Annotated in this window: 15 protein-coding genes; 4 read left to right on the top strand and 11 right to left on the bottom strand. The window is 35.2% G+C overall.

Annotation, left to right across the window (positions count from 1 at the left end):
• Positions 1–119: 119 nt before the first annotated feature.
• The 5 genes from Q0870_RS12910 to Q0870_RS12890 form a co-directional block, all read right to left on the bottom strand.
• Positions 120–1,094: a ThuA domain-containing protein gene (locus Q0870_RS12910; RefSeq protein ID WP_298555967.1), complete on the bottom strand. Its 975-nt coding sequence runs from the start codon at positions 1,092–1,094 to the stop codon at positions 120–122.
• A 37-nt stretch (positions 1,095–1,131) separates the two neighbouring features.
• Positions 1,132–2,184: a sugar phosphate isomerase/epimerase gene (locus tag Q0870_RS12905; protein WP_298555965.1), complete on the bottom strand. Its 1,053-nt coding sequence runs from the start codon at positions 2,182–2,184 to the stop codon at positions 1,132–1,134.
• Between the two features lie 268 nt (positions 2,185–2,452).
• On the bottom strand, positions 2,453–3,598 hold the full coding sequence (locus Q0870_RS12900; RefSeq protein WP_298555963.1) for a Gfo/Idh/MocA family oxidoreductase: 1,146 nt from the start codon (positions 3,596–3,598) through the stop codon (positions 2,453–2,455).
• 7 nt (positions 3,599–3,605) lie between these two features.
• Entirely contained in the window at positions 3,606–4,775 is a 1,170-nt protein-coding gene (locus Q0870_RS12895) for an MFS transporter (RefSeq protein ID WP_298555962.1), read from the bottom strand.
• 28 nt (positions 4,776–4,803) lie between these two features.
• On the bottom strand, positions 4,804–5,766 hold the full coding sequence (locus Q0870_RS12890; protein ID WP_298555960.1) for a TIM barrel protein: 963 nt from the start codon (positions 5,764–5,766) through the stop codon (positions 4,804–4,806).
• A 193-nt stretch (positions 5,767–5,959) separates the two neighbouring features.
• Between Q0870_RS12890 and Q0870_RS12885 the strand changes: the two genes are divergently transcribed.
• The 3 genes from Q0870_RS12885 to Q0870_RS12875 are packed head-to-tail and all read left to right on the top strand — an operon-like array spanning position 5,960 to position 9,087.
• Positions 5,960–7,675: a GMC family oxidoreductase gene (locus Q0870_RS12885; RefSeq protein WP_298555958.1), complete on the top strand. Its 1,716-nt coding sequence runs from the start codon at positions 5,960–5,962 to the stop codon at positions 7,673–7,675.
• A 3-nt stretch (positions 7,676–7,678) separates the two neighbouring features.
• A complete protein-coding gene (locus tag Q0870_RS12880) occupies positions 7,679–8,317 on the top strand; it encodes a gluconate 2-dehydrogenase subunit 3 family protein (RefSeq protein ID WP_298555956.1) in 639 nt (212 codons plus the stop codon).
• An 8-nt stretch (positions 8,318–8,325) separates the two neighbouring features.
• Entirely contained in the window at positions 8,326–9,087 is a 762-nt protein-coding gene (locus tag Q0870_RS12875; protein ID WP_298555954.1) for a DUF1080 domain-containing protein, read from the top strand.
• Positions 9,088–9,090: 3 nt separating this feature from the next.
• On the opposite strand, the gene azu is transcribed toward Q0870_RS12875, so the two are convergent.
• The 6 genes from azu to ilvD form a co-directional block, all read right to left on the bottom strand.
• Positions 9,091–9,597: an azurin gene (azu, locus tag Q0870_RS12870; protein WP_298555952.1), complete on the bottom strand. Its 507-nt coding sequence runs from the start codon at positions 9,595–9,597 to the stop codon at positions 9,091–9,093.
• Between the two features lie 35 nt (positions 9,598–9,632).
• Positions 9,633–10,898 (bottom strand): threonine ammonia-lyase IlvA, encoded by a 1,266-nt coding sequence (gene ilvA / locus Q0870_RS12865; RefSeq protein ID WP_298555950.1) that lies wholly within the window; start codon positions 10,896–10,898, stop codon positions 9,633–9,635.
• A gap of 119 nt (positions 10,899–11,017) precedes the next feature.
• Entirely contained in the window at positions 11,018–12,493 is a 1,476-nt protein-coding gene (gene ilvC, locus Q0870_RS12860) for a ketol-acid reductoisomerase (protein ID WP_298555949.1), read from the bottom strand.
• Between the two features lie 21 nt (positions 12,494–12,514).
• Entirely contained in the window at positions 12,515–13,048 is a 534-nt protein-coding gene (gene ilvN / locus Q0870_RS12855; protein WP_298555947.1) for an acetolactate synthase small subunit, read from the bottom strand.
• Positions 13,049–13,058: 10 nt separating this feature from the next.
• Complete coding sequence (ilvB, locus tag Q0870_RS12850; RefSeq protein ID WP_298555945.1) at positions 13,059–14,792, bottom strand: biosynthetic-type acetolactate synthase large subunit; 1,734 nt, start codon at positions 14,790–14,792, stop codon at positions 13,059–13,061.
• A 51-nt stretch (positions 14,793–14,843) separates the two neighbouring features.
• A complete protein-coding gene (ilvD, locus tag Q0870_RS12845; RefSeq protein WP_298555944.1) occupies positions 14,844–16,523 on the bottom strand; it encodes a dihydroxy-acid dehydratase in 1,680 nt (559 codons plus the stop codon).
• A 632-nt stretch (positions 16,524–17,155) separates the two neighbouring features.
• On the opposite strand from ilvD, the gene metK reads away from it, so the two are divergent.
• Positions 17,156–18,409, top strand: a complete 1,254-nt coding sequence (gene metK, locus Q0870_RS12840; RefSeq protein WP_298555942.1) for a methionine adenosyltransferase — start codon at positions 17,156–17,158, stop codon at positions 18,407–18,409.
• Positions 18,410–18,431 lie beyond the last annotated feature (22 nt).

The following is an 18,431-nucleotide window of genomic DNA, read 5'->3' as shown; positions in this document are numbered from 1 at the left end:
TTTAACAACAATTATAGAAATTTCTATTATTTCATGCTTTTGTTTCAAAAAACTTAATTTTATAACGGATTTTTAGCAAATTTTACTTTGAAAGTTAATTAAAATGGCCGTTCCTATAATCATTTCTGTACTTTAAAAGACCTAGAAGCTGTTTTTTGAGCAGTAGGAAAATCTTCAGGCATCTCATTATTAACAACTTGCCCTGTAGCTGCCCATTCAACGCCTCGTCTTAAAAGCGTTATAAAACCAACACATTCAAATGATGTTGTATCGTGACCAAGAGTTGTGTGAAAAACTCTGCCTTTACCATAATCTATGGCCATGACTACGGGTTCTTTTTGTTCTAACTCTGGTGCTTTTTTACTTGATAACGCTGTAGCCAAAATAGTTACATTCTCAGCAGGTCCTCTTAAAAACGCATAACATTCATCACTGGTGTGCATCCATGAATCAGGCATACCTTTTGTAATCGGATGTTCTTTATTGTAAGTAGTCACAAGAAATGGTTCTTTGGGACCATGGCTACCTGCAGCCCCTTCAGTATAATCTCTTTTAGGCATATTATCTTTATCCACGTATAAATAAGGCCCATCTTTTTCATTTCTATTTCCCCAACCACCAATAGCAATCATTTTATTATATGCTTTCCATTCTGGGAAACTATTATCAGCAGCATGGACACTAACAAAACCGCCACCATTATTCACATAAGTCTCAAATTCCGCCTTTGTTTTCTCAGACCAAGATGCTGCCTGCCAGCCAAAATTAGAAATAACAACATCATATTTTGAAAAATCTGGATTAAAACCTGGATCCGTTTTCGGTTTACCTTCAACACCTTTAGGAACATCAGCTAATGCTAACCATTCACTAAACGTTTCACTTTTATTCAAGAATTGAGTCCTAGAAATATCAACTTGAAACACACCAGTTTCTTCCAAATATTGCTTCATCATTATTGTTGATTTAGGCCACACTACGTGATTATTTTGTCCATCAACAATTAAAACTTTAATTTTTTCGTCTTTAGACTGGCAGGATATACTTGCAAAAAAGACAAATCCCAATAATAAATAAAATGTTGATTTTAACATAGTTGATTTACAGTTTACTATTTTCATTTAATTGCTCCTAAATTCCCAAAATACCTTTCAAATAATCGGCATCAATAGCACCACCAGCAAAATCATCAAAACTACGCGTTGCCGCTTCAATAATATGTTTTTGAATAAATGGTGCGCCTTCTCTTGCGCCTTGCTCCGAAGATTTTATGCAGCATTCCCATTCCATAACCGCCCATAAATCTAACCCGTATTTAGTCAGTTTTGAAAAAATACCGCCAAAATCTACCTGTCCATCGCCCAAACTTCTAAAACGCCCAGCACGATCTTTCCAATCGGCATAACCACCATAAACACCTTGCTTACCCGTTGGATTAAACTCAGCATCCTTTACATGAAACGCACGAATACGCTCATGATAAATATCTATAAACGCCAAATAATCTAACTGCTGTAGCACAAAATGACTCGGGTCGTACAAAATATTACAACGGTTATGATGTCCCGTAGCCTCTAAAAAACGTTCATACGATATCCCATCGTGCAAATCTTCCCCCGGATGAATTTCATAACACACATCCACACCCTGCGTATCAAAATGATTTAAAATAGGTAGCCAACGCGCCGCCAATTCCTTAAAACCCATCTCTACCAATCCGTTAGGACGCTGCGGCCATGGGTACACGGTATGCCACATTAACGCTCCCGAAAACGTAGCATGTGCCTTTAACCCCAAACGCGCGCTTGCTGTTCCAGATTTTTTTACAAAATCTATCGCCCATTCCGTTCTAGCTTTTGGGTTGCCTCTTACGGCTTCTGGTGCAAACCCATCAAACATGGTGTTATACGCAGGGTTTACAGCCACCAATTGCCCTTGCAAGTGTGTCGATAATTCTGTGATTTCCAAGCCGTACGACGCCACTTTTCCTTTCAACTCATCACAATACGTTTGGCTATCCGCGGCCTTCTCAATGTCAATTAATCCCGTTTCCCAAGTTGGTATTTGTATGCCTTTATATCCTAAATCTGAAGCCCATTTGCACATGCCATCCAAACTGTTAAACGGCGCTTCACTTCCTGCAAATTGCGCTAAAAATACTGCTGGTCCTTTTATAGTTTTCATAAAATATTGTTTATAAGCCCCTCCTAACCTCCCCAGAAGGGTGGAATTGAGAACTCAATTATTTTTTATTTGGGCGTTACCACAAGGGTCGGGCTTTACGTTGCAAGTCCTCGCACCTCCTACGTCGGGCTGTGGGCTTTCCACTGCAATCCCTAACGCGGGTGTATTTGCCAATTTTTATTTTATCCGCTAGTTAACTTATTATCAAATACCTTTAATTCAAAAAAGACCTGTCAGGTTTTTAAAACCTGACAGGTCTAGATATAGGTTAAATTTTTGTCCAAGCTGCATTATTGGTATCACTTTCTACAGCAGCGTAAATAAATTTCATCCCACGAACACCATCAGCAATCGTAGGATAATCTGGTGTATCAATAGATTTTCCTTCGTAAACAGCATTAACATGTGTTGCAAAATTTTTATAAATAGTAGCAAAAGCCTCTAAATACCCTTCGGGGTGTCCCGCAGGAATTCTAGAAACCGCCAAAGCTTCATCATGCAAACCATTGCCGTTTGGCGTGTATATTTTTTTGGGTGCTTCCAGCCAACGCGTAATCAATTCATTCGGATTTTCTTGATACCATTCCAAGCTGCCTTTTGTACCGTACACTTTAATACCTAAATTATTTTCTTCACCTAAAGCAATTTGCGAAATAGACATTGTGCCTTTCGCACCATTTTCCATACGTATCAACATATTGCCATCGTCGTCCAAAACACGACCTTCGCCAAATCGACCTAAATCGGCCGCAATTTCCTCTATTTTTAATCCAGTAATGTATTCAATTAGGTTTTCGGCATGCGTACCAATATCGCCTAAAGCACCACCAATACCAGAACGTTTGGGGTCTACTCTCCAAGCCGCTTGCTTTTGCTCTGTTTTCTCCAAAGGTGTAGATAACCACCCTTGTAAATACTGCGCTTGTATTTTTCTAATGGTTCCAAGTTCGCCTTTTGCTACCATAGCTTTGGCTTGTTTTACCATAGAATTGCCAGTGTAATTATGTGTAAGCGCAAATAGCTTTCCACTTTTTCCAACAATCTTTTCCAGTGCTTCGGCTTCTTCTAAAGTTAAAGTTACAGGTTTATCTGAAACAACATGAAACCCATGCTCTAAAGCCATTTTTGCTGGTGGAAAGTGCATATGATTAGGCGTTACAATAGCCACAAAATCCATTCTCAAATCCTCAGGCAATGCTTTTTCCTTTTGCATCATGTCTTCAAACGTACCATAACATCGGCTTTCGTCTAAGCCAAGTGCTATGCCAGATGTAATAGACTTTTCTGCAGTACTACTAAATGCACCACATACCAATTCAATCACCCCATCAATAGCCGCAGCCTTTCTATGTACATCGCCTATAAATGAGCCAGCGCCACCGCCAACCATTCCCATTCTTAATTTCCTACTCATATTCTATTTAAGCTTCTACTTTATTTCTTTTTTTCATATACATATGTAATCCTAAAAACGCTACAATAAGTATTGCAGGTAAGATAGACATGGTTCGTAACGCTTCCGCAGCACTTGCATTATCCATTAAATTACCCATTACAGGGAGCACAATTGATACTGAAAACATACCTGCACCTCCCATAATGGAAAGTCCCAAAGCACCAGTTTCTGGTAAATACTCTGCTACAAAACCAAGCATTGTTGGCCAGAAAAAGGTAACACCTACCGCAAAAACTGCGGCCGCAACAAACGTCATTCCACCACTAGATATGGTGAGCAACCACAAGCCTGCAAACGTAAATATTGCAGAATATAACAACATTCCAGAAGGACTTAATTTATGCACAACCTTACCTGCAAATAAACGCCCCAAAGCCATAATACCATTAATAAATGCTAACACTAACAAAGGTTTAGCTACCGATGCTTTCAACAAAGATTCTATACGTTGTGTAGTTCCCAATTCTGATGCTGCAGTTAAAAACATACAAGCCACCATGAATAAAAACAAAGGCTTTAAAACACTGGAAAACATTTTTTTATTACTAATACCCAACTGCACACGCTCTGTTACCGGAATAGTTTGCCCTAAAAACAAAAATCCATAAATTGCTAAAGGCACAAACAAAGTGCCTACCATAACTTGCCAACTTAACCCTAAAACATCCATAACAAGCCAACCCACCAATGCACCAATTACGATACCTCCAGGAAACCATACATGAAACCGATTTAGCATTTTAGTTTTTTCCTCAGGATACATTGATGCTACCATGGGGTTTAAAGCAGCCTCCACAAAACCATTACCAATGCCTATAAAAAGTGTTGCAATAAATAGTGACGTCATGGAATCTGCCATCAACGTTAACACAATACCAACAGCATGCGTTATAAACGCCATCCACGTTATTTTTTTAATACCTAATAAATCTACTAACGGTCCACCAATAATCATGGCTATTGTAAATCCAAAAAATGCTGGTGCAAAAGCATAACCAATTTGCTCTAAAGTTAAACCAACGCCTTCGGGACCAAAAACGGTTTCCAATCGTGCTCGAATGGCAAACGTCATTGCTGTAGTAATTAAGGCTAAACAACTTGCTAAAAACAGTCTATTCTTATTAACATGTTCCATAATTTATTTGGTTTGGTTGGTTTTATTTTTAAGACAGTTGTTTCCCCACTTTAAGCAATAAATCTCTGGTTGCTTTTATACCTTCATCTTCGGGTAAACGCTTACCTTCATATTCAACACCTACAAATCCTGTATAATTTACGTCCTTTACCATGTTCATCACTTTCATAAAATCTATAGTGGTTTCGTTACCGTTAGCATCAAAATCATAAGACTTTGCGCTTACCGCTTTAGCAAAAGGGAGCAATGCTTCCATACCTTTATACCTATCGTAAGCCTCTAAACAATTACGGTCTTTATCTTTAGTGATACAGAAATTTCCAAAATCTGGCAAGGTGCCACAATTTTCACTTTTCACATTTGAAAACACGCCAGACATCCATTCACCATTTGAAGAAAAGCCACCGTGGTTTTCAACTAAAATATTAATATTAGAATCTTTTGCATACGCTGAGAGTTGTTCTAAAGAATCAACTGCAGCTTTTGCAGCATCTACCTTATTAACCCCTCCCGCTAAATTAACACGAATGGCATGACAACCTAAAAAGTGAGCCGCATCTACCCATTTATGATGGTTTTCAATGGCCTGTAATCGTGCTTTTGTATCAGCATGCGCTAACTTACCTTCACCATCAATCATAATTAACACGTTTTGTTGCCCTTCAGCATCTGCCCTATTATTCATCTCTTTTAAATACGCCTTGTCTGTCGCTTTATCTTTAAAAAAAGCATTTACATACTCTAAACCTTCACACCCAAAACCTCTGGAAGCAGCAGCAAAATCAAGATTATTCATCTTCTTATCAAACAAAGCATTATGCAACGACCATTGCGCCAGTGATATTTTGAAAAACAAATCCGCTTCTTTTTTATCCTCAATAATAGCTTCTTGTGCCTGTTGTTTTGTTGCATTTTTACAAGCATACATGCCTAATGCAGCTATTCCTAAACTTGCTTTAGATGTTTGTTTTACAAAATCGCGTCTTTTCATAAATTGATTCGTTAGTAGTTTATTGAATGCTTTTGAATCGAACATATCATGATCTGTTTTATTCAGTAGAAAAATAAACTTTTAATTCATGCAAATTAATTAATTTTCTAATAATTAAGAATTTAATTATAAATTCCTTAAATTTTGCAAGATTTAATTATCAATTTACTCTTAAAAAGACTTAAATATTTAAATGATTGAAGATAAGATAACCGAATACCCTACCGCCTATGACGCCATTGTAATTGGCACAGGCATAAGTGGAGGTTGGGCAGCTAAAGAGCTTTGTGAAAACGGACTAAAAACGCTTGTTTTAGATCGGGGGCGCATGGTAAAACATATTGAAGATTATCCTACTATGCATCAAGACCCTTGGGATTTAAAACACAGAGGTATAAAAAATCCTGAAGATGTTAAAAAACAACCCAAACAAAACAAGTCTTATATATTAGCACCTACAAGTCAACATTGGTTTGTAGACGATTTTAAACATCCGTATAATGAGCCCAAACCTTTTAGTTGGATAAGAGGGTATCACGTAGGTGGGCGATCGCTCATGTGGGCAAGACAATCTTATAGATTAAGCGATTTGGATTTTGAAGCCAATAAAAAAGATGGTCATGGTGTAGATTGGCCTATACGCTACAAAGATATTTCGCCTTGGTATGACAAAGTAGAAACTTTTATTGGTGTATCGGGGCAAAATTTAGGACTTTCACAATTGCCTGATGGTAAATTAACAAAACCCATGGAGCTAAATTGTGTGGAGCTTGATTTTCAAAAAAAATTAAAAGAAAATTTTGATGACCGTTTACTAACCATAGGACGAACAGCTCACAAAACAGGTGATGCCGTACATGAGGGACGTTCCAATTGTCAATTTAGAAATAGATGTGTTAGAGGATGCCCATTTGGTGGATATTTTAGCAGTAACTCTTCAACACTTCCTGCTGCAGAACGTACAGGCAATATGCATTTGAGACCCAACTCTATTGCTTATGAAATAGTTTATGATGATAAAAAAGGGGTAGCATTAGGTGTGCGCATTATTGATGCAGAAACACACGAAAAAATATTTTTTAAAGCTTCCATAATTTTTAGTTGTGCCTCCACCATTGGTAGTGCTAGTATTTTAATGCAATCTAAATCAGAACGTTTTCCAAACGGTTTGGGTAATGATAGTGGAGAATTAGGGCACAATATTATGGACCACACCACACGCTCTGGTGCTTCGGCTAAAATGGACGGTTTTGAAGATGTTTATTATAAAGGCCAAAGACCCAACGGCTTTTACATTCCTCGCTTTAGAAATTTAGATGAAAAAACAAAACAAAAAGGGTTCTTAAGAGGTTACGGCTATCAAGGAAGAGCAAGTAGAACCGATTGGAAAAGCGGTATGGGAGAACTTAGTTTTGGTGCAGACTTGAAAGATAGTTTAATGAAACCGGGGCAATGGCAAATAGGTATGACTGGCTTTGGTGAGTGTTTACCTTACCATGATAACCGAATTGAATTAAATTACGACAAACTAGACGATTGGGGCTTACCAACTGTAGATTTTCATGTAACCTTTAGAGAAAACGAATTTAGAATAAAAGAAGATATTGAACAACAAGCCGTTGCCATGCTTAAAGCTGCAGGTTTTAAAGATGTAAAAGGGCATAATAACGAAAGTACACCAGGAATAGGTATACACGAAATGGGTGCTGCCAGAATGGGGCGCGACCCAAAAACATCAGTATTAAACAAATACAACCAAATACACGCTGTACCAAATGTTTATGTAACCGATGGATCGTGTATGACATCTTCTGCATGTCAAAACCCATCTTTAACCTATATGGCTATTACTGCTAGAGCTGCAAATTATGCAGCAGCTGAGTTTAAAAAAAACAAAAAAACATCCTAAAATATGGATAGAAGAACCGCATTAAAACAGTTAAGTATTGGATTAGGGTACGCAGTTGCAACGCCTACTATTCTAAATATAGTATCGTCTTGCAGTGCTACAAATAAAGATTGGAAACCACTTTTTTTATCTTCTGAAGAAAAATATATGGTAACCCACTTAACTGATATTATTCTACCAACTACCGATACTCCTGGAGCTTTAGATGTGAATGTACCTCAGTTTATTGATATGATCTATAACGAGATTGAACAAAAAGCAAATCAGAATCTATTTAAAAAAGGAGCTTTAGTATTTTCCAAATTATTTAAAACTACATTTGATTTAGAAGCTAAAAAAGGCAAAAAAGCACAGTTTGAAACACTTTTAACATCTTTATTTAAACTTTCTAAAAAAGCTACTACAACCATTTTACAACAACAAAGTAAGTATTTAGAAACCCTACCAGATTTAGAAAAAGACCACTACATGCTCTACAAATTTTTAATAGCAGTAAGAAGATATACTTTGTTAGGTTACTTTACTTCAGAAAAAATAGGTGAAGACGTTTTAAATTACGACCCTGTTCCTGGGCAACAATTAGGATGTATTCCATTAGAAAATGTTCCAAATGGTCACACTTGGTCTTTTCAAAGATGGTAAATGCTTTTATGAAAACTTTTGTGCTTTGCCTTGTTGTAACAACATTATATTCTTGTTCTCAAAAAGAAAAATGGATTAAACTATTCAATGGGAAAAATCTGGATGGCTGGACTCCAAAAATAAGAGGATATGCATTAGGAGATAATTACAAAAACACATTTTTAGTTGAAGATGGTGTAATGAAAGTTTCATATAAAGCCTATGACTCTTTTAATAATACCTTTGGGCATATTTTTTATAAAAATCAATACAGTAATTATCGTTTTAAGATGGATTACCGTTTTACTGGAGAACAAATTTCGGGTGGCAGACCATGGGCTTCAAGAAATAGTGGTATTATGATTCATTGTGAAGACCCAAAAGGCATGGGTTTAAAACAAAATTTTCCTGTATCCATAGAAGTGCAGCTTTTAGGCGGAAACGGTATTAATAAGCGACCAACAGGCAATTTGTGTACTCCTGGAACACATGTGAAATACAATGACACTTTAGTGACTGAACATATTATTCAATCATCATCTAATACTTATCATGGTGAGCAATGGGTTCATGTAGAAATTGAAGTTAGACACGATTCTATAATCAAACATTTTATAAACGGCAAAGAAGTATTACGGTATTCAAAACCACATTTTGGTGGTACTGTAGACCACAATAAAGCCCTTTGGAAATCTAAAGAATATCAACCATTAAAAAGCGGTTATATTTCACTACAAAGCGAAAGTCATCCAGTAGAATTTAAGAATATTGAAATCCTTGATTTAAATTAAAGTTTATTCTACAATAAACATCCCCTTCATCATACCATAATGCCCAGGAAAACTACATAAAAACTCGTAAGTCCCAACCTCAGGAGCATCAAACTCAATAACAGCGGTTTCTCCTCCACCAATAAGTTTTGTATACGCAATAACATCTTTTGAGCCTTCAGGAACATATTCACTTTTCCTTGCTGATGCTGCTTTATTTCCAAAAGCCACTAGATTCACACCTTGCTTTAGCAAAACAAAATTATGTCCCATCACATTTTTATCCATCTTACCAATGTGCTTTAATGTGATTTTTACTTTTTTACCAGCCTTAACTTTAATTTCTTTTTTATTGAATTGCATAGCATCATTGCCTGTAATTACAATATCGTTAAGATTATTTTCAACAGTTTTAGAAACCTCAGATTTCTTATCATACCTAAATCCTTCTTTTTTCTTTTCTTCTTTTCCTCCACAACTTAATAAAGCTACTGAAAAGATTGCTAAAACTATAATTTTGATTACTTTCATATACATATTGATTTTCAATTATAAAGTTAATCGATTTACACCAAAAACTGAAACAAATCTGGTTTATCATTTAAATAATCTCCATAAAAATCATTTTGCTTCATTTTTTTAATTAAAGGTTCTAAATCAGAAGCTGATTTTAGCTGAACTCCTACTACTGCAGAACCGTTTTCACGATTTGTTTTTTTAGCATATTGAAAATAAGTAATATCATCATTCTCTCCTAAAATATCAACCACAAATTCTTTTAACGCACCCGCTCTTTGTGGGAAATTTATAATAAAATAATGTTTCAAATTTGCATATAATAATGCGCGTTCTTTAATTTCAGGAGTTCTTGTAATATCATTATTGCTTCCACTAACAACACAAACAACATTTTTATCTTTTATTTTTTCAGCATAAAAGTCTAAAACCGAAATACTCAAAGCTCCTGCTGGTTCAACTACAATAGCATCTTTATTGTAAAGCTCTAAAATAGTTTCACATACTTTACCTTCTGGCACTGTAATCATATCATCAAGATTCTCTTTGCATATAGCAAAGTTTAAATCGCCAACACGTTTTACGGCAGCACCATCAATAAATTTCTCAATTGATTTTAACTCTGTATTCTTGTCATTTTTTATGGATTCACTCATGGAAGGTGCCCCTTCTGGCTCAACACCAATAATTTTCGTATTTGGGGACAATGCTTTAAACACAGTTGATAATCCTGCTGCTAAACCTCCTCCTCCAACTGCAATAAAAACATAATCAATGGACGCATCAAATTGTTCTAAAATTTCTAAACCGATAGTAGCTTGTCCTTCAATAACTTTTTCATCATTAAATGGGTGAATAAATGTTTTTTTTAACCCATTACATTCCGCTATTGCTGCATAATAAGAGTCATCAAACGTATCACCTTCTAATTTAATTTCTATAAAATCTTCTCCAAACATTTTAACTTGTTCTACCTTTTGATTTGGTGTTGGAGCAGGCATATAAATAGTGCCTTTTATTTTTAATAGCTTACAAGACAAAGCCACACCTTGCGCATGGTTTCCTGCACTTGCACAGACCACTCCTTTTTTAGATTGTTCAGTACTTAGCGAACTTATTTTATTATATGCTCCTCTAATTTTATAAGAGCGAACTTGCTGTAAATCTTCACGTTTTAAAAAGATATTAGAGTCATACTGTTTTGAATATCTTAAACTATGACCTAAAGGTGTTACAGTTGAGACTTTTCTAATAGCTTTTGCAGCTATTTTTACATTTTCTATAGTAGGAAAGTAAGTCTGTTTCTCCTGATTCATTTTTTTATAATTTAATATTCAATCTTTAATGCAAGTTACAATTTGTTGTAATAAAAAACCTGTCAAAATGATATCATCCGACAGGTTTTTAAAAATATAGTTTAGTTTAGTAGTACTTGTTATACTATTGGCTTCATAGCCGTCATAGAAGATCTTAAAAACTCACCTACTTTTTCAACTGGATGATTTCTTAAAGCTGCATTTACTTCAATAAGTTTTGCATTATCAACACCGTTACCGTTATCTACAGCGTAAGGCTTACCGATAACATCTGTTTTGATATTTTTCATAAAATCTGTTAATAACGGTTTACATGCATGGTCGAATAAGTAACATCCGTACTCTGCCGTATCAGAAATCACACTATTCATTTCGTACAACTTCTTTCTTGCAATGGTGTTTGCAATAAGAGGTGTTTCGTGTAATGATTCGTAGTATGCAGAGGCATCGATAATTCCTGAATCAGTCATAGCTTCAAAAGCTAATTCTACTCCTGCTCTTACCATAGCAACCATTAATACACCATTATCATAATATTCTTGCTCAGAAATTTCAACGTTTCCAGCTGGTGTTTTTTCAAATGCAGTTTCAGCAGTTGCTGCTCTCCATCCTAATAGATCTTTATCATCATTAGCCCAATCTGCCATCATACCAGCAGAGAAACGACCTTCAATAATATCATCCATATGTTTTTGGAATAACGGACGCATAATATCTTTTAATTCTTCAGATAATTCAAACGCTTTAATTTTTGCTGGGTTAGAAAGACGATCCATCATGTTAGTTACACCACCATATTTAAGACCTTCTGTTACAGTTTCCCATCCGTATTGAATTAATTTAGAAGCATAACCTGCATCAATACCCTCTTCAACCATTTTATCAAAACAAAGGATTGAACCTGTTTGTAATAACCCACAAAGAATAGTTTGCTCTCCCATTAAATCAGACTTCACTTCAGCAATAAAAGACGATGCTAAAACACCTGCCTTATCACCACCAGTTGCTACTGCATAAGCTTTTGCTTGTGCCCAACCTTTTGCTTCTGGGTCATTTTCTTCGTGTACTGCAATTAATGTTGGCACACCAAAACCTCTTTTATATTCCTCACGAACTTCTGTTCCTGGACATTTTGGAGCTACCATAATTACAGTAAGGTCTTCACGTACTTGTGTACCTTCTTCAACAATATTAAACCCATGAGAATAAGATAAAGTTGCTCCTTTTTTCATTAATGGCATTACAGCTTTTACAACACTTGTATGTTGTTTATCTGGTGTTAAGTTTAACACTAAATCTGCAGTTGGAATTAACTCTTGGTAAGTACCAACATTAAATCCATTTTCTGTAGCATTAATAAAAGACTGACGCTTTTCAGCAATAGCAGCATCACGTAAAGCATAAGAAATATCTAAACCAGAATCTCTCATATTTAACCCTTGGTTTAAACCTTGAGCCCCACACCCTACGATAACTATTTTTTTACCTTTTAATGCGTTTACGCCATCTGTAAATTCTGAAGCGTCCATAAATCTACACTTCGATAATTGATTTAATTTATCTCTTAGCGATAATGTGTTAAAATAATTTCCCATTGTTATATTTAATTGTAATTATTATTGGTTATTGAATGCTTTTAGCAATTCAGTTACTTTCATTTCATCTTTTGTTACTGCAATTCTTCCAGAACGTACAAATTGCATAATACCAAATACATTTAAATCTCTACGTAAAGACTCAATTTCGTTTCTTCTACCAGATTTTTCAAGTACAAAAAATTCTTTATTTACGGTTACTATTCTCGCATAACTTTCTTTAATTATGTTTTGAATTTGAGGTTCATTAAACAACAAATCAGATTTAATTTTGAACATACAAGACTCCGTAAAAATAGTCTCGTCTTCAGTGTGATAATATGCTCTAATCGTTTCAACCTGCTTTTCAATTTGTTTAACAATCTTAGTCGCATTTGTCTCGGTAATATTCACTACAATTACAAAACGATTTACACCATCAATTTCAGATTGCGATGTTGTTAAACTTTCAATATTAATATGTCTGCGCTGAAAAATAGCAGATATACGATTCAATAATCCGATATTGTTTTCGGTATATATTGATATAGTGAATGATTTTATGTCTTCGTTCATTTCTTTAATCTTAACTTAATCTAACATCTGAAACCGACGCTCCCGAGGGAATCATTGGAAATACATTATCTTCTTTCTCCACACAAACCTCTAAGAAATATGATTCTTTTGAAGCCATCATTTCCTTAACAGCCTCTTCTAATTCATCACGTTTTGTTACTTTTCTTGCTTTAATGTAATACCCTTCAGCAATAGCTACAAAATTTGGGTTTGTCATTTCAGTAGATGCATAACGCTTATCAAAAAACAATTGTTGCCATTGGCGTACCATGCCTAAGAATTCATTATTAAGCACCACAATTTTTACAGCGGTCTTTTGTTGAAAAATAGTACCTAATTCTTGGATATTCATTTGGTAGCCACCATCACCAATAATTGCTACAACCTCGCGTTCTGGCGCTGCCATTTTAGCTCCGATAGCCGCAGGAAGTGCAAATCCCATGGTACCCAAACCTCCTGAAGTAATATTACTTTTTGAAACATTAAAATCAGCATATCTACAAGCTATCATTTGATGTTGCCCAACATCTGAAACAATTGCAGCATTACCTTTACTTTCAATATTTATTTGCTTCAATACCTCCCCCATAGTCAACCCTTCTTTCGTAGGATGGAGATCTCCTTTTATTACTTTTTCAAATTCAATAGCATATAAATCTTTGAATTCTTGCAACCAAGACTCATGAGAATTTTTATTTAAAGCATCAGCAAGCATGGCTAGACTTTCTTTAGAATTCCCTAAAACAGCAACATCTGTTTTTACATTTTTATCAATTTCCGCAGGGTCAATATCAAAATGAATAATTTTAGCTTGTTTTGCATACGTGTCTAAACTCCCCGTTACACGGTCATCAAAACGCATCCCGATTGCAATTAACACATCACATTCGTTTGTCAATTTATTTGGCGCATAATTACCGTGCATACCAACCATACCAATGTTTAATGGATGTGATGTTGGTAATGCTGAAGCACCTAAAATAGTCCACGCAGCAGGAATTCCCGCTTTTTCAATAACCGTTTTAAGTTCTTCTTCAGCTTGACCCAAAATAACACCTTGCCCCCAAACAATCATTGGTTTTTTAGCGTTATTAATCAATTCAGCAGCAGCGTTAACAGCCTCTTGACTTGTTTTTGGGACAGGATTATAGCTCCTTACGCCATCACATTTTTCATATCTAAAATCAAATTCAGTAATCTGAGCATCTTTAGTAATATCAACTAACACAGGCCCTGGTCTTCCACTTTTAGCAATATAAAATGCTTTTGCAATAGCACCCGGAATATCTTCTGCTTTAGTAACTTGACAATTCCATTTAGTAACTGGCGTAGAAATACCAACAATATCAGTTTCTTGAAACGCATCACTACCTAATAAATGAGAAAACACTTGACCAGTAATACATACTAACGGTGTAGAATCTATTTGTGCATCTGCAATTCCTGTAATTAAATTCGTTGCTCCTGGTCCTGAAGTTGCCATAGCAACACCAACTTTACCAGATATACGTGCATAACCTTGCGCAGCGTGTGCAGCGCCTTGTTCATGACGTGTTAAAACATGATGAATTTTATCTTGAAATTTGTATAACTCATCATAAACAGGCATAATAGCACCTCCTGGATATCCGTAAAGAATATCAACACCCTCTGCTATCAAGCTTTTTACTATAGCTTCGCTACCTGTTATACGTTCTGTCTTTTCTGCCACTTCTTGTTTTTTGTTAATTGTTTGTGTTTTCATGTTCTCAACATTTAACTATGAGACTTCTGCTTGCGCAGAAATAACAATTTATTATGCATCCGTTACACAACCTTTTGAAGCTGATGCTACTGATTTTGCATATTTATATAATATTCCTTTTTTATGTTTTAATGGTGGTTGTTCCCACTGTGCTTTTCTTTCTGCTAATTCTTCATCAGAAAGCAAAACATTAATCGTATTATCCTCAGCACTAATTCTAATTTTATCTCCTGTTTTTAAGAGTCCAATTGTTCCGCCTGATTGTGCTTCTGGCGTGATATGACCTACTACAAATCCGTGTGTACCTCCTGAAAAACGACCATCTGTAATTAATGCAACAGATTTCCCTAAACCAGCACCCATAATTAATGAGGTTGGTTTTAACATTTCTGGCATTCCTGGACCTCCTTTAGGGCCTACATAACGAATGACGACAACATCACCTCTTTCTACTTCTCCATTTGAAATTCCTGTATTTGCGGCTTGTTCCCCATCATATACCACAGCTTTCCCTTCAAACAAAAGCCCCTCATTTCCTGATATTTTTGCTACCGCTCCTTCAGTTGCTAAGTTTCCGTAAAGAATCTGTAAGTTTCCTGAAGATTTTAAAGCATTCTCTTTTTGATAAACAATATCTTGTTCTTCAAACTCAATAGCTTCAACATCTGCTAAGTTTTCAGCTAAAGTTTTACCAGTAACCGTCATACATTCTCCATGTAAATAACCGTTTTCTAATAAATATTTCATAATTGCAGGAATCCCTCCAATACTATGAACGTCTTCCATTAAATATTTTCCACTAGGTTTCAAATCGCCTATTAAGGGTGTTCTATCACTAACACGTTGAAAATCTTCTAAAGTAAATTCAATATCCGCAGCATGTGCAATGGCTAAAAAGTGTAATACTGCATTTGTAGAACCTCCTAAGGCATTTACAACAGTGATAGCATTCTCTATAGATTTTTTTGAAATGATATCTTGAGGTTTCAAATCTAATTCTAAAAGATTTTTTATAGCTCTTGCTGTTCTTTCACTTTCTGACAATTTGTTAGGATTTTGAGCAGGTATTGATGAGTTATATGGCAATGCAAAACCCATACATTCTATTGCAGAAGCCATAGTATTTGCAGTATACATACCGCCGCAGGCACCAGCTCCTGGTATAGCTCTTTTAATAATTTCTTTATATTCTTCTTCGTCTATTTCTCCAGCCACTTTTTGTCCTAATGCTTCAAAAGCCGATACAATATTTAATTTTTTCCCTTTGTAATTACCTGAGGCCGTAGAGCCACCATACATCATAATTGATGGACGGTTTAAGCGTAACATTGCAATAACAGCTCCAGGCATATTTTTATCACAACCCACAACTGAAACAAGAGCATCGTAACTTTGAGCTTGCATTACTGTTTCTATAGAATCTGCAATAATATCACGAGATGCCAAAGAATAATTCATGCCAGAAGTTCCCATAGAGATACCATCACTAACACCAATAGTATTAAACCCTAAACCAACTAACCCAGCTATATTACATTCAATCTTAACCTCATCTTTCAAACCATTTAAATGCATATTACATGGATTACCATCGTATCCAGTACTAGCAATACCTACTTGAGCTTTACTCATATCTTCATCAGTCAATCCTGCTGCATACAACATGGCTTGAGATGCTGGCTGAGATTCGTCTTGTGTTAGTCTTTTACTATGTTTATTAAGTTCCTTCATTTTTATTACAGATAACCTTACGTTTAACCTTATTTAATTTTAGTATTCTAAATAATTTAAGATTTTTAACAAAAATTCTTCAAATTGTATTCAACAAGTTATCGAAATTAATTTATTAGGTTCTTATACGAATAAATACTTACCCTTTTCAGGTTAAATTCACGACTACAAAAACTTAATTAAAAAACTAACTATCAATTATTTAGACTTATTTTTTTATGATGTTCAATACACAAAAAAAATCCATAAAAAAACCTTCCGTTTTCTGGAAGGCTCTTAAAATCTATCTTTACTTTTAAACACCCTACCTTATCGTTGTGAAATAATCACAATGACAATAATAGAAATGGTATTTAAAAATTGGTTTTTCATCTTAAATTACTACAAATATTTGTAATTAAAATTTAACAGCCAACTTATTGTCAAAAAAAATAAAATTTGATGTACATATTCTTTTATTTTTTTACTTTTGTTGAAACAATTAATAGAGGAAGGATTTGACTGATTGCAACCTCTTTGTATTGAACTAAAATTCATAAGACACTGAAACGAGTTCAGCACAAGTAAAAATGCTAAAGGCAGTGTAAACTTCCTTCGACGTTCTCGTCAAATCTTACTATAAAATAAAAGAAATGGCTTATTTATTCACTTCAGAAAGTGTATCTGAAGGACACCCAGACAAAGTAGCAGACCAAATTAGTGATGCATTAATTGATAATTTTTTAGCGTTTGATACTGAATCGAAAGTAGCTTGTGAAACTTTAGTAACAACTGGACAAGTTATACTTGCTGGTGAGGTAAAATCGAATACGTATTTAGATGTTCAAAAAATAGCAAGGGACACCATAAACAAAATTGGTTACACCAAAGGCGAATATATGTTTGATGGCAATTCATGTGGAGTTCTATCTGCAATTCATGAACAATCTGAAGACATCAATCAAGGTGTAGATAGAGGCAGTAAAGAAGAACAAGGGGCCGGAGACCAAGGAATGATGTTTGGTTATGCAACCAACGAAACAGAAAACTTTATGCCTTTAGCATTAGATTTATCTCATCGTATTTTAATTGAACTTGCTGAATTAAGACGTGAAAATAAAGATATTAACTACTTAAGACCAGATTCTAAAAGTCAAGTTACCATTGAATATAGCGATGATAATATTCCGCAACGTATTGATGCCATTGTTGTTTCTACACAGCATGATGATTTTGATGAAGATGATGCTATGCTTGCAAAAATCAGAAAAGATATAGTTGCTATTTTAATACCTAGAGTAGTCGCTAAACTTCCTGAGGCTATTCAGAAATTATTTAACAACGATATTACCTATCACATTAACCCAACTGGGAAATTTGTAATAGGGGGACCTCATGGAGATACAGGTTTAACAGGACGAAAAATCATAGTTGATACTTACGGTGGAAAAGGTGCTCACGGAGGTGGTGCATTTTCTGGAAAAGACCCAAGTAAAGTAGATAGAAGTGCTGCTTATGCGACTCGCCATATTGCTAAAAACTTAGTTGCCGCAGGTGTTGCTGATGAAATTTTAGTTCAAGTAAGTTATGCTATTGGGGTAGTTGAACCTATGGGAATTTTTGTTGATACGTACGGCACATGTCCATTTAATTTAACCGATGGAGAAATTGCTGAAAAAGTAACTGAAATTTTTGATATGCGACCTTTTGCTATTGAAGAACGTTTAAAATTACGTTCGCCAATGTACAGTGAAACTGCTGCTTACGGACACATGGGGCGTAAAAACGAAACAGTAACTAAAACATTTTCTCAACCAAACGGCAAAACTACAACTCTTGATGTAGAATTATTTACTTGGGAGAAATTGGATTATGTTGATAAAGTAAAAACTGCTTTTGGGTTGTAAACCTTAAAGCTTTTTAAATATT

This window comes from uncultured Algibacter sp. (assembly GCF_947487575.1).
Taxonomy (GTDB): domain Bacteria; phylum Bacteroidota; class Bacteroidia; order Flavobacteriales; family Flavobacteriaceae; genus Algibacter_B.
This window is presented reverse-complemented; position numbering and strand designations above follow the sequence as displayed.

Excerpts from the sequence above, each read along its gene's own strand:
- Q0870_RS12895 (WP_298555962.1), bottom strand. The coding sequence starts at position 4,775 with ATGGAACATGTTAATAAGAATAGACTGTTTTTAGCAAGTTGTTTAGCC.
- Q0870_RS12905 (WP_298555965.1), bottom strand. The coding sequence starts at position 2,184 with ATGAAAACTATAAAAGGACCAGCAGTATTTTTAGCGCAATTTGCAGGA.
- Q0870_RS12890 (WP_298555960.1), bottom strand. The coding sequence starts at position 5,766 with ATGAAAAGACGCGATTTTGTAAAACAAACATCTAAAGCAAGTTTAGGA.
- azu (WP_298555952.1), bottom strand. The coding sequence starts at position 9,597 with ATGAAAGTAATCAAAATTATAGTTTTAGCAATCTTTTCAGTAGCTTTA.
- ilvA (WP_298555950.1), bottom strand. The coding sequence starts at position 10,898 with ATGAATCAGGAGAAACAGACTTACTTTCCTACTATAGAAAATGTAAAA.
- Q0870_RS12880 (WP_298555956.1), top strand. The coding sequence starts at position 7,679 with ATGGATAGAAGAACCGCATTAAAACAGTTAAGTATTGGATTAGGGTAC.
- ilvN (WP_298555947.1), bottom strand. The coding sequence starts at position 13,048 with ATGAACGAAGACATAAAATCATTCACTATATCAATATATACCGAAAAC.
- ilvC (WP_298555949.1), bottom strand. The coding sequence starts at position 12,493 with ATGGGAAATTATTTTAACACATTATCGCTAAGAGATAAATTAAATCAA.
- Q0870_RS12910 (WP_298555967.1), bottom strand. The coding sequence starts at position 1,094 with ATGTTAAAATCAACATTTTATTTATTATTGGGATTTGTCTTTTTTGCA.
- Q0870_RS12885 (WP_298555958.1), top strand. The coding sequence starts at position 5,960 with ATGATTGAAGATAAGATAACCGAATACCCTACCGCCTATGACGCCATT.
- ilvB (WP_298555945.1), bottom strand. The coding sequence starts at position 14,792 with ATGAAAACACAAACAATTAACAAAAAACAAGAAGTGGCAGAAAAGACA.
- Q0870_RS12875 (WP_298555954.1), top strand. The coding sequence starts at position 8,326 with ATGAAAACTTTTGTGCTTTGCCTTGTTGTAACAACATTATATTCTTGT.
- metK (WP_298555942.1), top strand. The coding sequence starts at position 17,156 with ATGGCTTATTTATTCACTTCAGAAAGTGTATCTGAAGGACACCCAGAC.
- ilvD (WP_298555944.1), bottom strand. The coding sequence starts at position 16,523 with ATGAAGGAACTTAATAAACATAGTAAAAGACTAACACAAGACGAATCT.
- Q0870_RS12900 (WP_298555963.1), bottom strand. The coding sequence starts at position 3,598 with ATGAGTAGGAAATTAAGAATGGGAATGGTTGGCGGTGGCGCTGGCTCA.